Source organism: Mycetocola manganoxydans, assembly GCF_003667545.1.
GTDB lineage: Bacteria > Actinomycetota > Actinomycetes > Actinomycetales > Microbacteriaceae > Mycetocola_A > Mycetocola_A manganoxydans.
Genome location: NZ_RCUV01000005.1, coordinates 319,913 through 337,196 on the forward strand (window position 1 = coordinate 319,913; position 17,284 = coordinate 337,196).

Here is a 17,284-nt window from a genome sequence, read left to right on the forward strand (position 1 = left end):
TCGTCGATCGCGTCAGCGCTCGAACGCACCCAGGCGCACGAGCGGGACGATGCGCTCGTCGGCTGTGAGAGAACCATGCTGCCCGATCATGCTGCGGGCGGTCTGGTCGGTCGGCCGGGAGTCGTAGTAGACGATGCGTTTGCGCGCGGCGACGATCACATCACCGATGCGGGAAAGCACCTCGGGTCGCACCGTCCCGAACAGGCCGTTGGCGACGGCATCCTGCCGTGACGCCACCCAGGACCTCTCGCCCTCGCTCTGTTCCCACACCGTCGCGAGCGCGAGCCGGTCGGCATCCGTCGCCCCCGGTTCAAGGTAGAGGTGGAGGCAGCGCGGCTCTCCGCCGACATGACGAACGCCGGTGACGAGCTCCGGCGCCTGGTCGAACAGGACCTGCGAGTGCTGAGGGACGTCGACGGAGCCGTGATCGGCGGTCACAAGGACACCGACTCGTGGGGGGAGCGTTCTCGCGAAGGACTGCACTTCGGCGTCGACGGCCTCGAGCGCGCCGAGCCACTGGTCGGACTCCCACCCGTATTGGTGCGATGCCTTGTCGAGTTCGGGGATGTACAGGTACGTCAGCGACGGTTCGCCCGTCGACAGGATTTTCGAGGCCGCGGCGAACCTGTCGCTGAGGCTGTTGGCGCTGCGGTAGTCCGCCCCGCGCAGCACGGCCTTCGTGAACCCGGATGACCGGAACTTCGCCGGCCCGACAGCGAAACTGCGGATGCTGCCTGCCGCGGCCCGCTCGAACACCGTCGGTTCGGGCTGCCACACGTCAGGCACCATCTTGTCGTCCCACCCGGTGAGCTGATTGACGAGACGGTCATTTGCCGCGTCGAGCGTTCGGTACCCCACCAGCCCGTGCTGCCCGGGTGAAACACCCGTGGTGAGCGTTGCGAGAGCCGCCGCAGTCGTCGTCGGAAACACCGAGGTGATCGGGTCGCGAGGACGCGCTGCGAGGAACCGGGCATGCCCTGCGCGAGCGGACAGTTGCGATCGGCCGAGCCCGTCGACGACGATCACGACGACGGAGTGAACGGCCGGCAGGTCGAGAGCGTTGGATTCGCCTGCCAGTGCGCTCACCGAATTCGGCAGAACATCGGCAAGGCTCCGGGCGCCGGGTTTCTCGGTGGGTAGCATGGTGGCCATCCGGGCAATTCTGGCACAACCGCGACGCGGCCGCCGATCGTTCGGTCCCTGCCCCTTCCCCAGAAATCCCGGATGTCCCGCACACACACTCCTCCCCCGGCCGATGACTTCACCGAACGCATCGAGGACGTCGATGTCTCCGTCGAGATGCAGGGGTCGTTCCTGGAGTACGCCTACTCGGTGATCTATTCGCGGGCCCTTCCTGACGCCAGGGACGGCCTGAAGCCGGTGCAGCGTCGCATCCTGTACATGATGAGCGAGATGGGGCTCCGCCCGGAGCGCGGCCACGTCAAATCCGCTCGTGTCGTCGGTGAGGTGATGGGAAAACTGCACCCGCACGGCGACTCTGCGATCTACGACACGCTGGTGCGGCTCGCCCAGCCGTTCACTCTTCGCGTGCCGCTCATCGACGGACACGGCAACTTCGGCTCCCTCGACGACGGACCCGCTGCCGCCAGGTACACCGAGGCGCGGCTCGACGCAGCCTCTCTCGCGATGACGGAGGGGCTCGACGAGGATGTCGTCGACTTCGTCCCGAACTACGACAACCAGCTCACCCAGCCCGACGTTCTCCCCGCAGCGTTCCCCAACCTCCTCGTCAACGGCGCGAGCGGTATCGCTGTCGGAATGGCGACGAACATGGCCCCGCACAACCTCATAGAGGTCGTCGGTGCCGCCAGGCATCTGCTTTCACACCCGAACGCCACTCTCGACGAGCTCATGGAATACGTTCCGGGGCCCGACCTGCCGACCGGCGGGACGATCGTCGGCCTCGACGGCATCAAGGACGCGTACGCGACCGGGCGCGGCAGCTTCAAGACCCGCGCCAAGGTCAGCATCGAAAGTCTGACCGCCCGCAAGACCGGCCTCGTCGTCACCGAACTGCCGTACCTCGTCGGCCCGGAACGCGTGATCGAAAAGATCAAGGACGGCGTCACCAACAAGAAGCTCAGCGGCATTTCGGATGTCACGGACCTCACGGACCGCAAACACGGGCTCAGACTCGTGATCGGGATCAAGACCGGATTCAGCCCGCAAGCGGTGCTCGAGCAGTTGTACCGTTACACGCCGCTCGAGGACGGGTTCAGCATCAACAACGTCGCCCTCGTCGGCGGCGGACCGCAGACCCTCGGGCTGCGTGAGCTTCTGCAGGTCTACGTCGACCACCGTATCGAGGTCGTCACCCGTCGCTCGGCATACCGGCTCGCCCGCCGCAAGGAACGACTGCACCTCGTGGAGGGGCTGCTTGTCGCGATCCTCGACATCGATGAGGTCATCCAGGTCATCCGTGCCAGCGACGACAGCGACCAGGCCCGCACCAAACTGATGGAGGTGTTCGACCTGTCCCAGCTGCAGGCCGAATACATCCTCGAACTCCGGTTGCGCCGGCTCACGAAGTTCTCGCGCGTCGAACTCGAGAGTGAGCGGGACAAGCTCATCGCCGAGATCGCCGCCCTGGAACGGCTTCTCGGCAGCCAGGCGCTCATCCGCAAGCAGGTCGGCGATGAACTCGCCGATGTCGCCGAGCGCTTCGGCACCCCACGACGCACCCTTCTCACCGAAGCACGCCCGAGTATCGCGACGTCGTCGAAGCGTCAGGCCGCCCAGCTCGAGGTCGCAGACACCCCGTGTCGTGTCTTCCTGAGTACCACCGGCCGTGCCGTACGGATCGACCTCAGCGACGCCGAAGCCGTCGCAGCAGCGGATGCCCAGCCCAGGGCCCGGCGGCGCAGCAAGCACGATGCCGTTCGGTCGTTCCTCGATACGACGGCACGTACAGAGATCGGTGCGGTGACGTCCCTCGGCAGGCTTATTAAGTTCACCGCCGTGGACCTGCCCGTCGTCCCGGCGAATTCATTGCAGCTCGCCGCCGGCACCAGGATTGCGGACTATCTGGCGCTGCCCAACAAGGCGGAACGCATCCTCGCCCTCGTCTCGCTCGAGAGCACGGACCCCATCGCCCTCGGCACGAAGCTCGGCACGGTCAAACGGGTCACCCCCGGTGACTGGCCGAACAAGCCGGACTTCGAACTCATCGGCCTCAAACCGTCCGACGAAGTGGTCGGTGCCGCCCAGGCTCCAGACAGCACCGAGCTCGTCTTCATCAGCTCGGCGGCGCAACTGCTGCACTTCCCCGCGTCTGCGGTTCGCCCGCAGGGCAGGCCCGCCGGCGGTGTTGCCGGGATGAACCTCCCGTCGGACGCGCACATCGTCTTCTTCGGAGCGATCGACCCGACTGCCGAGAACGTCGTCGCAACCGTTTCGGTGACATCCGCTGCGCTTCCGGGCACGGATCCCGGTCGCGTCAAGGTGTCGTTCTTCTCGGAGTTCCCCGCCAAGGGACGCGCGACGGGCGGTGTTCGCGCCCACGCATTCCTCAAGGGCGAGGACGGTCTGTCTCTTGCCTGGGCAGGCCCTGCCCCCGTGCATGCTGTCGGTCCGGACGGGTCGTCTCGCGTCCTTCCAGACGCGGGAGCGAAACGCGACGGCTCCGGTACAGCGATCGACTCCGTGATCGGCTCGTTCGGCCGCGAGATCACGACCGACTGACGAGCGGATGCCGCCCCGGCGACCCCCGATCGGTCGCGCCCGCTGGACTCGTCGGTCCCGAATGCCGGGTTCAGGCGAAAGAACCGGACATTCGGGACCGATGGGCGCCGCACACACCACGGTGCCGGCTTCGGTGGTCGCTCCAGCACCGCAAACGACGCGTAACCGTGCGTTTGTGACAACTGAACGGATCCGGGCAGGGTTTGGTGGTCGCTAACGCACCGCAAACGGCGGCTTTGCGAGCGTTAGCGACAATCGAACACCGCGGCGCTCGGGCGAACGAACCCGCGGATGCCACGGGGCACGCGCCCCGTCCGATCACGCGTCGATGCGGTCGCGGTTCAGGCGGTCGGAGCTGTCGACGATGAACTCCTTGCGAGGTGCGACATCGTTGCCCATCAGCAACTCGAACACCTGGGCGGCCTGCTCGGCGTCGTGCATCTGCACACGCCGGAGGGTGCGATGCCTGCGGTCCATCGTCGTCGTCGCCAGCTGGTCGGCATCCATCTCGCCGAGTCCCTTGTACCGCTGGATCGGTTCCTTGTAGCGCTTGTTGGACCTCTTGAGCTTGGAAAGAAGCGCCTGCAGCTCCTGCTCCGAGTACGTGTAGATCGTTTCGTTGGGTTTGGAACCGTTGTTGATGACGACAACGCGGTGCAACGGCGGGACAGCGGCGAACACGCGCCCCTCCGTGATCATGGGCCTCATGTAGCGGAAGAACAGGGTCAGCAGCAGGGTCCGGATGTGGGCACCGTCGACATCCGCATCGCTCATGATGATGACCTTGCCGTAGCGCGCCGTCGAGATGTCGAAGCTGCGGCCGGAGCCCGCCCCGATCACCTGGATGATGGCCGCGCACTCGGCGTTCGAGAGCATGTCGGAGACGGACGCCTTCTGCACGTTGAGGATCTTGCCCCGGATCGGCAGCAGCGCCTGGAACTCGCTGTCGCGGGCATTTTTGGCCGTGCCGAGCGCCGAGTCACCCTCGACGATCATCAGTTCGCTGTTGGCGACATCGTTGCTGCGGCAATCGACGAGCTTCGCGGGGAGGGACGAGCTCTCGAGCGCATTCTTGCGGCGCTGGGTCTCCTTGTGGGCACGCGCCGAGATGCGGGATTTCATCTCGGAGACGACCTTGTCGAGCACGAGCGAGGTCTGCGCCTTGTCGTCGCGCTTGGTCGAGCTGAACCGTTCCTTGAGTGCTTTCGTGACGACACTCGCGACAATGCTCCGCGCGGCAGGGGTACCGAGGATCTCCTTGGTCTGTCCCTCGAACTGCGGCTCGGGCAGACGCACCGTCAGCACCGCTGTCAGTCCGGCGAGAACGTCGTCCTTCTCGAGTTTGTCCGACCCCGCCTTGAGCCGGCGGGCATTCTGCTCGACCTGCTGCCGCAGGTGCTTGAGGAGCGCCTGCTCGAAGCCGAGCTGGTGGGTGCCACCCTTCGGAGTGGCGATGATGTTGACGAAGCTCTTGGTGATGGTGTCGTACCCGGTCCCCCAGCGCAGCGCGATATCGACTTCACAGGTGCGCTCGAGTTCGGTTGCGAGCATGGCACCTGATTCGCTCAGCACCGGCACGGTCTCGGTGAAGGTTCCGCTGCCGGTGAGACGCCAGATGTCGGTCACCGGGGTGTCGGTCGCGAGGTGCTCGACGAATTCCGAGATACCGCCCTCGTATTCGAAGAGGTGCGTGTCGGCATCCGCTGTCTCACCGGCACGACGGTCCTCGATCGTGAGCGCAAGACCGGGGATGAGGAACGCGGTCTGACGCGCGCGCGAGACGAGGTCCTCGAGTTGGAATGCAGCACCCTTGGTGAAGATCTGGCGGTCGGCCCAGTACCGAACGCGTGATCCGGTGACACCCTTCTTGACCTTGCCGACCACGCGCAGCTCGCTGCCGAATTCGAATGGAGTGAACGGAGCGTCAGGGCTGGGCTCGCCGGAGTCGGTGAAGATCCCGGGCTCACCGCGGTGGAACGACATCGCCCAGGTCTTGCCGTTCCGGTCGACCTCGACGTCGAGTCGCTCGCTGAGGGCGTTGACGACGGATGCTCCGACGCCGTGGAGTCCACCAGACGCCGCGTAGGAACCCGAACCGAACTTGCCGCCGGCGTGCAGCTTCGTGAACACCACTTCAACACCGCTGAGTCCGGTCTTGGGTTCGATATCGACGGGGATGCCGCGGGCACGGTCGCGTACTTCGACACTTCCGTCATCGTGGAGGACGACCTCGATCCGGTCGCCGTGACCGCCGAGCGCTTCATCGACCGAGTTGTCGATGATCTCCCAGAGGCAGTGCATGAGTCCACGGGAATCGGTGGAACCGATGTACATTCCTGGGCGCTTGCGGACCGCCTCAAGGCCTTCGAGAACGGAAAGATGGCGGGCGGAATAGTCGGAACTCACAGTATTCAAGCCTACCGAGGAAGCGGGAAAGCGCCGGAAGTGACACGATTGCAACCCGGTGGCCGTACGCGCTGAGCGAAACGGCAGGCGCGGTGGGAAGATATCCAGCCACGCGTGGTTTCATTGTGTGACAGCACATGCTCGAACACCAAGGTCAGGAGGAGCTCATGTCAACAGGAGAACACGGTACCGGACGAGTCACGAACGGTAGTGTCGACACCCTCGAGCCACAGCTGACCGCCGCAGACCGCTGCGACAGCTGCGGAGCACAGGCCTACATCCGGGTCGTGGTGAAGAGCGGCGAACTGCTGTTCTGTGCTCACCACGGAAAGAAGTACGAGGAGAAGCTGTCGGCCATCGCCCACAGCTGGCACGACGAGTCGAGTCGGCTGCTCACCGACCCCCGCTGATTTCGCCGGCACGAGCCGGAAAACCAGAAACCGTCACCTGCAACCCAGGTGGCGGTTTTTTCGTGCTGCCTGCAGCCGGCCGCTAGGCAAACCATCGACCGGCGACCAGACTGGTCGCGTGAACTTCGCGCGTGATCCATGGGTGTTGCACGTCGACCTCGACCAGTTCATCGCGGCCGTCGAAGTGCTCAGACACCCTGAACTCGCCGGCAAGCCCATCATCGTCGGTGGGCGGGGTGACCCGACTGAACGCGCCGTCGTCTCCACGGCCTCCTACGAGGCACGCGCCTTCGGGGTCGGCTCGGGGATGCCGTTACGCATCGCCGCCAGGAAGGCACCGGATGCCGTTCTGCTCCCGGTCGACGCGGACGCCTACACTGCCGCATCGCACGACGTGATGGCGACTCTCAAGGAACAGCCGGGTGCCGTCGTGCAGGTGCTCGGCTGGGACGAAGCCTTCATCGGTATCGCGACCGGCGACCCCGAGGCGTACGCGAGGGACATCCAGCGCGCGGTCCTCGAACGCACGCGGCTGCACTGCAGCGTGGGCATCGGAGACACCCTCGTCCGCGCGAAGGTCGCCACCGGCTTCGGTAAACCCCGCGGCGTATTCCGGCTGACCGAGGCGAACTGGATCGAGGTCATGGGTGACAGGCCGACCATCGATCTCTGGGGTGTTGGCGCCAAAGTATCCCGGCGCCTCGCCGCGCTCGGAATCACGACCGTATCCGAGCTGGCGGCAGCGGACAACGAGCCCCTGATCGCCGAGTTCGGACCCAAAATGGGGCCCTGGTATGGCCAGCTTGGACGGGGTGAGGGTGCGCGCGAGGTCGATGACACCCCGTGGGTGGCGCGCGGGCACAGCCGTGAGACGACGTATCAGACCGACCTCGTGACACCCGCGGAGGTGGAAGAAGCCGCGCGCGAACTCGTCGCCCGCGTTCAGGAGGACATCGAGGCCGAAGCGCGACCGGTTGTCGGTCTGACCCTCAAGGTTCGGTACGCGCCCTTTTCGACCAAGGTATTTACGAAGAAGATCCCGGAAACCGCGGATGCCGGTGTGGTCCTCGAGAGGGCGATGGAACTCGTCGGACGAATCGACGCCAATCGGCCGATCCGTCTGCTCGGCTTCCGAGCCGAGATGGCAATGCCAGATGACGCGCGCGGCGGACACACCCCGACCCGGAGCGGCTGGTAACGCTTGTGACAAAGGAGAAGCCGCCACCCGGGAACCCGGGGGCGGCTTCTGTCACGCGCTGGCTTCGGTCAGGACGGAAGCTTGGCGATGAGGATGTTGCGGGCGAGGTCGACGACCTGGTCGAGATCGGCGTGTGCCGGCCCCGGCTGGTATGACAGTCCCGCGCGCTCGGCAGCGATGGTGATCAGTGCGTCCGTCACGATCGGATTGAGAACGAGGAACGGTCCGTGACAGTGTGTCCCGATGCTGTTGTGCACCCGGACCCCGTCGGTACCGTCACCGTTTCCGAAGCCGTTGCGGACCCGTCCGAGAGCTTTCTGATCCGGGCGCCCGGTGTACACCGACGTGTGGTTCTCCGTGCCGATGATCAGCCCGAAGTCGCTGTCGAGTGCAAACGCCTCGGTGATGATCCGCTTCGAGCTGTTGTCGACCGAACCGGCGAAGACGCCAGCACCGGGGATGACCTCGGTCGCGCTGAGCCGGATCGACGTGGAGAGGAGGTGGAAGCCCGCTCCCGCACCGACGATCACGACACCTGCTTCAGACCAGGCGCGAAGGGTCGGCGCGATGCGGTCGACGTCAACGGCGATCGAGCGAACCGCGCTTGAGGAACCCGTCCCGATCAGGACGATGTCTGCCGTCTCGGGGAGTTCATCTCCCGCCGAATAGCTGAGCTCCTCGACCGCGATCCCGGCGAGGCGCATCCGGCGGACGAGCGCGGTGCGGTTGCCGACGTCACCGTTGAGCGACAGATCTGCGGGGTACAGTTCGAGAACACGAACACTCATGCTGCACCCGCTTCCAGGTCCTTGTAGCCGAGGTAACGGCGCGTCGCCATCATCTGGTCGTAGTCGAGGAAGAACGTGTGCTTTCCGCTCTTCGGCCGGGGGCCGTCGAGCATCCGCTGCACGGCCTTCGTGACGTCGGGTTCGATGACACCGAAGTCCTTGCCCTCGTAGGCGAGGCGCAGGGCGACGAACGCTCCCTTCGGCCCGGAGATGACGTCGACGTGGTCGAGTTTGCTGAGGTCGGCCGCATAGAGCCAGGACGGGTCCTTGCTCGACTCGTCGTACGCGAAGAGCACCGAATCCGGTGTGCCCTCGAGGTAGTCGAGGTTGAGCTGCAGGCTCGCCAGGTTCTTGAGCATGAGAATCTCGATCTCGCGCCCGTTGACGTGCAGGACCTCACCCCGGCCGTAGACCGTCTTCGTGGTCTGGACGGCGGACACCGCCTTCGCGATGTCGAACCTGTCGCCGAGGTTGCGAGCGGCGAGAGTGAATGCCGCGGCGATGTCGACGGCGTAGTGGATGCCGCGGGACGGCATCCGCACATCGTGAACGGTTCCAGCGAAGCTGATCTTCGCGTCGTAACCGTCAGCCTGGACGACCTCGGCGACAGCAGACCGGAGGGCTGTGGCCGCCGCGCCGGAGAAGTCACGGGCGGAAACCTGGCCATGGGGCGCTGATGCCTGGACCTCGGGCGTGACCCCGAAGTATTCGACGTTGAGCCTGCCTTCGGCTTCCAGTTCGGTTCCCAGCGTTCCGAGGAAGTTGTCGTCGCGGTTCAGCACGATCGACGAGCCGATCTCGGCGGCGATCCCCCGGAACATCGCGGCAACCTTGTCTGGTTCGCCGAAACGGTAGATCTGGTCGACGAGGAGGTTCAGAATGACTGCCGTGTCCGGCTTGAGCTGCCGCGCAATGACGGCCCCGTAACCCTCGTCGATCTCGAGAATGGCGATGTCGGCGTCCATCCGGCCGGTCAGCGACGTCTCGGCAAGGATCGCCGAGGCGATGCCCTGCGGCATGTTCGCGCCGGACGGGTTCGTGAAGACTCTGAGACCGTGCTCGCGCATGACAGCGGAGAGCAGGTTCGTCGTCGTGGACTTGCCGTTGGAACCGAGAACGAAGACGACACCGTACGGAAGCTGCGACGCCACGTCGCGCATCACATTCGGGGCCAGCTTCTGCACGACAACGCCTGGCAGTGCGCTCCCGCCGCCGCGCAGGCGCGTCGCAAAACGCGTCAGGCGGCCAGCGAGAATCGGGAGGACATAGTGCAGGCCGGTCGATTTACTCAAGGTAGTCCCGGAGCGACTGCGACCGTGACGGGTGACGCAGCTTCGCCATCGTCTTGGACTCGATCTGACGGATCCGCTCACGCGTCACGCCGAACGTGTCACCGATCTGGTCGAGAGTCTTCGGCATACCGTCACCAAGTCCGAAGCGCATGCGGATGACGCCGGCTTCGCGCTCACTGAGCGAGTCGAGCAGGCTCTCGAGCTGCTTCTGCAGCATCGTGAAGCCAACAGCATCGGCAGGGACGACGGCCTCGGTGTCTTCGATGAGGTCACCGAACTCGCTGTCTCCGTCTTCACCGAGCGGCGTGTGCAGCGAGATCGGCTCGCGGCCGTACTTCTGGACCTCGATGACCTTCTCGGGTGTCATGTCGAGTTCACGGCTGAGTTCCTCAGGCGTCGGCTCGCGACCGAGGTCCTGAAGCATCTGCCGCTGGACGCGGGCGAGCTTGTTGATGACCTCGACCATGTGTACCGGGATACGGATGGTGCGGGCCTGGTCTGCCATGGCGCGGGTGATTGCCTGACGGATCCACCAGGTCGCGTACGTTGAGAACTTGAAGCCCTTGGTGTAGTCGAACTTCTCGACCGCACGGATGAGACCGAGGTTTCCCTCCTGGATGAGGTCGAGGAACTGCATCCCACGACCCGTGTAGCGCTTCGCGAGCGACACCACGAGGCGGAGGTTCGCGCCGAGCAGGTGACTCTTCGCCCGAGCGCCGTCCTTCGCTACCCACTGAAGTTCGCGGCCGAGCTGCGTGCGCTTCTCGGTGTCGTCCATCTGTGACAGCTTGTCCTCAGCGAACAGGCCGGCCTCGATGCGCATCGCGAGTTCGACTTCTTCGGCCGCGTTGAGAAGTGCGACCTTTCCGATCTGCTTGAGGTAGTCCTTGACGGGGTCGGCGGTCGCACCGGTGATCGCCGAAGAGTAGACGGGAACTTCGTCCTCGTCGTCGACGAGCGACAGCACGAGTGCACCCTGTGGGAGGGCCTCCGCCTCCGCTGCCTTCTTCTTGCGGGCTTCCTCAGCCTCTTCACGCTCGGCGTCCGTCTGGTCGACGTGAACCTCTTCGGGCTCGTCCGTCTTCTTCTTGGCGGCCGCGCGCTTCGCGGGAGCTTTTGCCGGCGCCTTCGCGGCTGGAGCCTTTGCGGCTGCCTCAGCCTTCTTGGCGGCTGCTGTCTTCGTTGGGGCCTTCGCCGCCGCGGTCTTCGCAGGCGCCTTCTTGGCCGGAGCCTTGGTCGTGGTCGCCTTGTCTGCGACCGCTGTTTCTGTTGCGGCCTTCGTTGCCGTCTTCTTGTCTTCCGTTGCCGAAGTTTGTGCGGCCTTGCTGGCCATAGGAGCACCTTTCAGTCCCGGGAGCGTGTTTGTCACGGACACCCGCTCATGGGCCCAGATTGTTTTCGGACATTACTAAGACCCATGTCAAGCCCTGGCGCTGGGATCGCGTCGGAAGACACGGCCTGCACGGACTTGAACGGGTCCTTAGTCCACATTATGTCACGTTTTGCTGGGAGAACTTTCCATTTTCCCATTCGCCGTCAGCGGCGGCGGCGTCGAATTGCCTCAAGAGCTGCAACCCAGAGGGGGCCCACCTGTATTCCCTCTTCTTCGACGATGCGCCTGCGCGTCCGGCGCCTGGCGATCATGAGCATCACCACGCCGAAACCGATGACCAGGTACTGCACGACGAAAGCCAGCCGGAACGAGTCCAGTGTGTACAACTCCTCCGGAGCAGTTCCTGCGGGCGCCTGCGAGTCGAGGATCAGGCCGATGAAGAACATCATCACGAAACTGGCCAGGAACCCCCCGACATTCACCACGCCGTTGGCCGAACCGAGGACCCGAACGGGATTGAAGGTACGCGCGAAGTCGAATCCGATGAGCGACCCAGGTCCACCGGCACCGAGAACGACGAGCAGCAGCACGAGGACCCAGAGAGGCGGAGTTCCTGGCCACAGCAGAAGCAGCGTCCACGCGGCTCCGATCGCGGCGACAATCCCGAGGACGAGGTTGCTTCTGCGGTAGGGGTACCTGGCAGAGAGGATGCCGAGAAGCGGCCCGATCACGACACCGGAGGCGACGATGACGAGAAGCATCGAGGCCGCCGTCGTTTCCGAGATGTCCAGTGCGTAGACCATGAAGGGGTAACCCCAGAGAAGGGCGAACACCGTCCCGGACGACTGCGTCACGTAGTGCGACCAGAAACCAAGCCTGGTGCCCGGCCGTTGGAAACTTGCCTTCAGGGAGCCGAGCGCCTCCCGGAAACTCTCCGCCCGGTCATCACCCCCTGTCCCTGCCGGCCGGTCCCGGATGACGGCGAGGGCGAGCACGAGGGCAAGGGCGACGAACGACGCTGCGGCGACGAACGCCGGCGTCCAGCCGAAGGCGTTCAGGAGCCATGCGAAAGGGATCGCCGAGAGGATCTGACCGGCCTGGCCGAGGTTTCCCATCCACTGTGACAGCTGGGGTACCACGGGACCGGAGAACCAGGACGTGACCAGGCGCATCACGGAGACGAAGATCGCGGCGTCGCCGGCACCGACGAGGATCCTGCCGAGTACGGCGATCGAGATGGAGGGAGCAAAAGCGAGGACGAGTTGCCCCGCAACGAGGAAGGCGAGTCCCGCGGCGATCAGGACGCGGGGTCCGAGCCTGTCGATGAGAACCCCGACGGGGACCTGCATCGCCGCATACACGACCAGTTGCAGCACGGCGAGTGTGGACAGTGCGGATGCGGTCGCGTCGAACCTGTCGACCGCGCTGACGCCGGCGACTCCGAGCGTCGACCGCTGCATGACCGCTGCAACGTAAGCGAAGACACCGACCCAGAACACCAGCCAGGACTTCGCGGAATTCATCCTCCCAGCTTAGAGGGGGCTACTCGTCCGATCCCGGCCGGCGGCCGTCGTCCGGGCCTTTGCGGCCGGCGAGGAATTTCTCGAGTTCCGCGGCGATGTCGTCGGCAGACGGAAGCGTCCCGTCGGAGTCCATCAAGGGAGACTTGAGGGCGCTTCCCTCCATGTAGGTGTCGTACCGTTCCTCGAGGGTGCCGACGAGCCGCTTGAGCTCCTCGTTCCCGCCCACCTGTTCGTCGATGCGGGAGACGAATTCACGGCCTTCCTCGCGCAACTCATCGGTCGGGAGAATGAGGCCGGTCGCCGCGCTGATGCTGTCGATCGCCGCAATCGCCGCGGTCGGGAACTCGGTGTCAGCCAGGTAGTGCGGGATGAGCAGTGCAAACCCGGCGACCCCCGCCCCGCGCTCGGTCAGCCGGTACTCAAGCAGATGGAGCACGTTCGACGGGACCTGGGTGTGTGGGCGCCACACGCTCATCGACTCGATCAGCTCTTCGCGCGTACCGCTGACAGTCACGCCGATCGGGCGTGTGTGCGGAACGGGCATCGGGATCGCGTGCACCCACGTCGTTCGGGCTACCCGGAAGTGGTCGATGAGGCCGATGACGTCGCGGACGAACCGTTCCCAGAGGAAGTCGGGTTCATATCCGGTGAGCAGCAGGAACGGGTGGCGCAGGTCGTCGTAAGCGAGCGAGAGCTGGAGCTTGGGCGGCGAGTACTCGGTCAGGTGGTCCTGGTCGAAATAGATGATCGGCCGACGCGCACGGTAATCGAGCAACAGGTCGTTGTCGAAGACCGCGACCGGTTCGCTCTCGAAGGCTCCGCGGGAATAGTCGTTGAATTGCCCGGCCGCGCCACCGGCGTCGGAGAAGCCTGTCAGCGCGACGACGAGGTCGAGCCCGTCGGGCACGTCGGCGGCCAACGCCGTCAACTCGAACAGTTCTCCGGGGAAACTCATGCTCCCACTCTAATCGGCGTGCCCGGGCGCAGACCGTGCCGCGCGACGCGCTCAGCGAACACGGAGCCGGCTCCGCGTGAGCCAGCGTCTAGCATGAAGGGCATGTCTGTTCCCGTGCTTTCCGTGTCCACCTCCCCCGCCGTCGAGTCATCCGTCGACGTCCTCGTTATCGGAGCCGTGAGCTCCGGATCGTCGGCGTCGCTCCACGCGGTCGAAGACTTCTCGGCTCTCGGTGAGTCGCTCGACGCCATCGGGGTCAGCGGGAGCGCCGACCAGCTCGTGCGGATCCCTGCGACGATCGGCTCAGCGAGGAGTATCGCGATCATCGGTATCGGAACGGACGTCACTGCCGACAGCCTGAGGGATGCCGCCGGCTCCGCTGTACGCCAGCTGGCCGGTGCCGGATCCGTCGCGTTTGCGTTCCCCACGGCATCCGCGACCGATGTGGATGCGATCCTCGAGGGTGCCGCGCTCGGCGGGTACACCTTCACTGCCTACCGGAACACATCGCTCGATTCGATCAAGCAGGGCGTGGCATCCGTGACGGTCCACCTCGACGGTTCCCTGGCTGACGAGGGGTCGTTCGACGCTGCCGTCACCCGGGCCGAAGTCCTCGCCGATGCGATCGCCCAGGTCAAGGATCTGGTGAACACACCTCCCGGAGACCTGTACCCGGCCACGCTCGCCGCCGCAGCCGAGTCCGCTGTCGCCGGACTCTCCGTCGAGGTCACCACGTGGGATGAGAAAGCGCTCGAAGCCGACGGTTTCGGCGGCATCCTCGGTGTCGGCCAGGGATCGAGCCGAGGCCCGCGCCTCGTGAAGCTGTCGTACTCCCCCGCCGGCGCAGCGAAGCACCTCGCTCTCATCGGCAAGGGCATCACCTTCGATACCGGCGGGCTGTCGCTGAAGCCGGCCGCCTCCATGGTCGGGATGAAGTACGACATGACCGGAGCGGCGTCCGTGCTCGGTGTCATCATCGCCGCTGCGCGTCTCGAACTCCCGGTCCGGCTCACGGGGTGGCTCTGCATCGCGGAGAACATGCCGTCCGGCACGGCCATCCGCCCGAACGACGTGCTGACGATGAAGGGTGGTCGCACCGTCGAAGTAACCAACACGGACGCCGAGGGCCGCCTCGTGATGGCCGACGGTCTCGTCGCCGCGAGCGAGGAACACCCGGATGCCATCATCGACATCGCGACACTGACCGGCGCTGCACTCGTGGCACTGGGCAAGCGTTACACGGCTGTGATGGGCGACGACGACCTCGTCTCGGATGTGCTCTCCGCGGCAAGGACCGCGGGCGAACCGATGTGGGCGATGCCGTTCCCGGGCGAGCTCCGGTCGCTGCTGCGCTCGGACGTGGCCGACCTGGCGAACGCCAAGGTGGGGAATACCGCGGGTGGAATGCTCCTCGCCGGGATCTTCCTCCGCGAGTTCATCGGCAAGCAGAGCGAGGACGAGGGAGCGGAGACGATTCCGTGGGCGCACCTCGATATCGCCGGGCCGGCAAACAACCCGGACGCACCGTACGGATTTACCGCCGGCGGCCCCAGTGGGGTTGGAGTTCGGACTCTCGTCAAGGTGGCCGAACAGATTGGTCGCCCGTAGTAAGGTCGTATGGGCTAGTCAGCCCCCATCGTCGCCAGCTCGAACCCGTGTCGGCGGCTTAAGCACGAACCCAGATGCACGAGGGAGAAGCTCAGTGTCGGAGCAGAATTTTGACATCGTAATCCTCGGTGGCGGAAGTGGCGGATACGCAGCAGCACTGCGCGCATCCGAACTCGGCTTCACCGTCGGACTTGTAGAGAAGGACAAGCTCGGTGGCACCTGCCTCCACCGCGGCTGCATCCCCACCAAGGCACTCCTGCACTCGGCCGAGGTTGCCGATGTCGCGCGGGACTCCGCGAAGTATGGCGTCAAGGCCACCTTCGACAGCATCGACATCGCCGGCGTCACCGCGTATCGCGAGGGGATCGTCGCCAAAAAGTACAAGGGCCTTCAGGGTCTCATCAAGGCGCGGGGCATCACCGTCATCGAGGGCGAAGGAAAGCTCACCTCTCCGACGACCGTCCAGGTCGGCGACCAGACGGTCACCGGCAAGAACGTCATTCTCGCAACGGGTTCGTACAGCCGCTCCCTCCCCGGTCTCGACATCGGCGGACGCGTCATCACGAGCGAGCAGGCACTTCAGCTCGACTTCGTGCCGAAGAAGGTCGCTGTCCTCGGCGGCGGCGTCATCGGCGTCGAATTCGCGAGTGTCTGGAAGTCCTTCGGATCTGACGTCACGATCATCGAAGCGCTCCCCCACCTCGTCCCCAACGAGGATGAGGCCATGAGCAAGGGCCTCGAACGTGCGTTCCGCAAGCGCGGCATCAACTACTCGCTCGGCGTGCGATTCCAGGGCGTGACCCAGGATGAGAACGGCGTGGTCATCACGCTCGAGAACGGCACAACGATCGAAGCAGAACTTCTGCTCGTCGCCGTCGGACGTGGACCGTCAACAGCCAACCTCGGCTACGAAGAGGTCGGCGTCACCATCGACCGCGGCTTCGTCATCACCAACGACCGCCTCGAAACCAACATTCCGGGCCTCTACGCTGTCGGCGACATCGTCCCCGGCCTCCAGCTCGCCCACCGGGGCTTCCAGCAGGGCATCTTTGCCGTCGAGGAGATCGCCGGGCTCAAGCCGGTGCTCATCCCCGACGTCAACATCCCCAAGGTGACCTACAGCGACCCCGAGGTCGCATCCGTCGGACTCACCGAGGCGAAAGCAGCCGAAGAGTACGGTGCAGACAAGATCACCTCATACGAGTTCAACCTCGCCGGCAACGGCAAGAGCGAGATCATCGGGACCACGGGCAACATCAAGGTCATCCGCGTCAACGACGGTCCCGTCATCGGCGTGCACATGATCGGCGCCCGGGTCGGCGAACTCATCACCGAGGGTCAGCTCGCGGTGAACTGGGAAGCGTACCCGGAGGACCTCGCTCCTCTGATCCACGCGCACCCGACGCAGAGCGAAGCGCTCGGCGAGGCCTTCCTCCACCTGGCAGGCAAGCCGCTCCACGCACTTTAGGCCGCACCCACCCGGGCGCGATCAATCTAAGCTACATACGTAAAGAACTGGTTTCAAAGGAGACAAGGTCATGGCAGAATCCGTAAGCCTTCCGGCGCTCGGTGAGAGTGTCACCGAGGGCACGGTCACCCGTTGGCTGAAAAACGTTGGAGACCGGGTCGAGGTCGACGAGCCGTTGCTCGAGGTATCAACCGACAAGGTTGACACCGAGATCCCGTCCCCCGTCGCCGGGGTGATCGAAGAGATTCTCGTCCAGGAGGATGAGACGGTCGAGGTCGGCACGGCACTCGTGAAGATCGGAGACGGCTCATCGTCTGGCGGTGACGCTCCCGCTGAGGAGCCAGCCGCTGAAGAACCCGTCGAAGAGGCACCCGCTGAAGAACCGGCTGGCGAAGATCCTGCCGCCGAGGCGCAGGAAGAAGAAGCTGACACGGTCAAGCCGTCGACCGAAGTGTCGGAGGAAGCAGAAGCTCCCGCCGCCTCGGAGTCGACACCCGATGTCGCTCCCCCCGCTCCGGCAGCACCGGAGCCCGCTCCAGCGGCCGAGGCGCCCGCCGCTCCGGCGCCCGCCGCTCCGGCGCCGGCCGCTCCGGCGCCGGCC

The 17,284-nt window shown here is 65.2% G+C and carries 13 protein-coding genes; 6 read left to right on the plus strand and 7 right to left on the minus strand.

What is annotated here, in order from left to right:
* Positions 1–12: 12 nt before the first annotated feature.
* On the minus strand, positions 13–1,152 hold the full coding sequence (locus D9V29_RS05495) for an alkaline phosphatase family protein (protein WP_229790345.1): 1,140 nt from the start codon (positions 1,150–1,152) through the stop codon (positions 13–15).
* Between the two features lie 72 nt (positions 1,153–1,224).
* On the opposite strand from D9V29_RS05495, the gene D9V29_RS05500 reads away from it, so the two are divergent.
* Positions 1,225–3,702, plus strand: a complete 2,478-nt coding sequence (locus D9V29_RS05500; protein WP_121672304.1) for a DNA gyrase/topoisomerase IV subunit A — start codon at positions 1,225–1,227, stop codon at positions 3,700–3,702.
* A 318-nt stretch (positions 3,703–4,020) separates the two neighbouring features.
* On the opposite strand, the gene D9V29_RS05505 is transcribed toward D9V29_RS05500, so the two are convergent.
* Positions 4,021–6,108, minus strand: coding sequence for a DNA gyrase/topoisomerase IV subunit B (locus D9V29_RS05505; RefSeq protein WP_121672305.1), 2,088 nt, complete (start codon positions 6,106–6,108; stop codon positions 4,021–4,023).
* 167 nt (positions 6,109–6,275) lie between these two features.
* Here D9V29_RS05505 and D9V29_RS05510 point away from each other — a divergent pair, with 167 nt between their 5' ends.
* Both D9V29_RS05510 and D9V29_RS05515 read left to right on the plus strand, forming a co-directional pair.
* The gene (locus D9V29_RS05510; protein WP_121672306.1) at positions 6,276–6,518 is read left to right on the plus strand and encodes a DUF7455 domain-containing protein; all 243 of its coding nucleotides are present in this window, start codon (positions 6,276–6,278) and stop codon (positions 6,516–6,518) included.
* 118 nt (positions 6,519–6,636) lie between these two features.
* A complete protein-coding gene (locus tag D9V29_RS05515; RefSeq protein WP_444543315.1) occupies positions 6,637–7,716 on the plus strand; it encodes a DNA polymerase IV in 1,080 nt (359 codons plus the stop codon).
* Between the two features lie 68 nt (positions 7,717–7,784).
* Here D9V29_RS05515 and D9V29_RS05520 read toward each other — a convergent pair whose 3' ends face one another.
* From D9V29_RS05520 to D9V29_RS05540, 5 genes are all read right to left on the minus strand, one after another.
* Entirely contained in the window at positions 7,785–8,504 is a 720-nt protein-coding gene (locus D9V29_RS05520; protein WP_121672307.1) for a type 1 glutamine amidotransferase, read from the minus strand.
* A complete protein-coding gene (locus D9V29_RS05525; RefSeq protein WP_147436223.1) occupies positions 8,501–9,796 on the minus strand; it encodes a Mur ligase family protein in 1,296 nt (431 codons plus the stop codon). Before D9V29_RS05525 ends, D9V29_RS05520 begins: the two co-directional genes overlap by 4 nt.
* A complete protein-coding gene (locus D9V29_RS05530; RefSeq protein WP_121672309.1) occupies positions 9,789–11,129 on the minus strand; it encodes an RNA polymerase sigma factor in 1,341 nt (446 codons plus the stop codon). The genes D9V29_RS05525 and D9V29_RS05530 overlap by 8 nt, the downstream gene beginning before the upstream one ends.
* Positions 11,130–11,332: 203 nt before the next feature.
* Positions 11,333–12,652: an MFS transporter gene (locus D9V29_RS05535; protein WP_121672310.1), complete on the minus strand. Its 1,320-nt coding sequence runs from the start codon at positions 12,650–12,652 to the stop codon at positions 11,333–11,335.
* Between the two features lie 19 nt (positions 12,653–12,671).
* Positions 12,672–13,607, minus strand: coding sequence for a proteasome assembly chaperone family protein (locus D9V29_RS05540; RefSeq protein ID WP_121672311.1), 936 nt, complete (start codon positions 13,605–13,607; stop codon positions 12,672–12,674).
* 102 nt (positions 13,608–13,709) lie between these two features.
* Between D9V29_RS05540 and D9V29_RS05545 the strand changes: the two genes are divergently transcribed.
* From D9V29_RS05545 to D9V29_RS05555, 3 genes are all read left to right on the plus strand, one after another.
* Complete coding sequence (locus D9V29_RS05545; protein WP_121672312.1) at positions 13,710–15,215, plus strand: leucyl aminopeptidase; 1,506 nt, start codon at positions 13,710–13,712, stop codon at positions 15,213–15,215.
* Positions 15,216–15,309: 94 nt separating this feature from the next.
* Positions 15,310–16,683 (plus strand): dihydrolipoyl dehydrogenase, encoded by a 1,374-nt coding sequence (lpdA, locus tag D9V29_RS05550; RefSeq protein WP_121672313.1) that lies wholly within the window; start codon positions 15,310–15,312, stop codon positions 16,681–16,683.
* Positions 16,684–16,753: 70 nt separating this feature from the next.
* Positions 16,754–17,284, plus strand: a 531-nt coding sequence (locus D9V29_RS05555) for a biotin/lipoyl-containing protein (RefSeq protein ID WP_310793912.1), incomplete at its 3' end; no start/stop codon positions are given.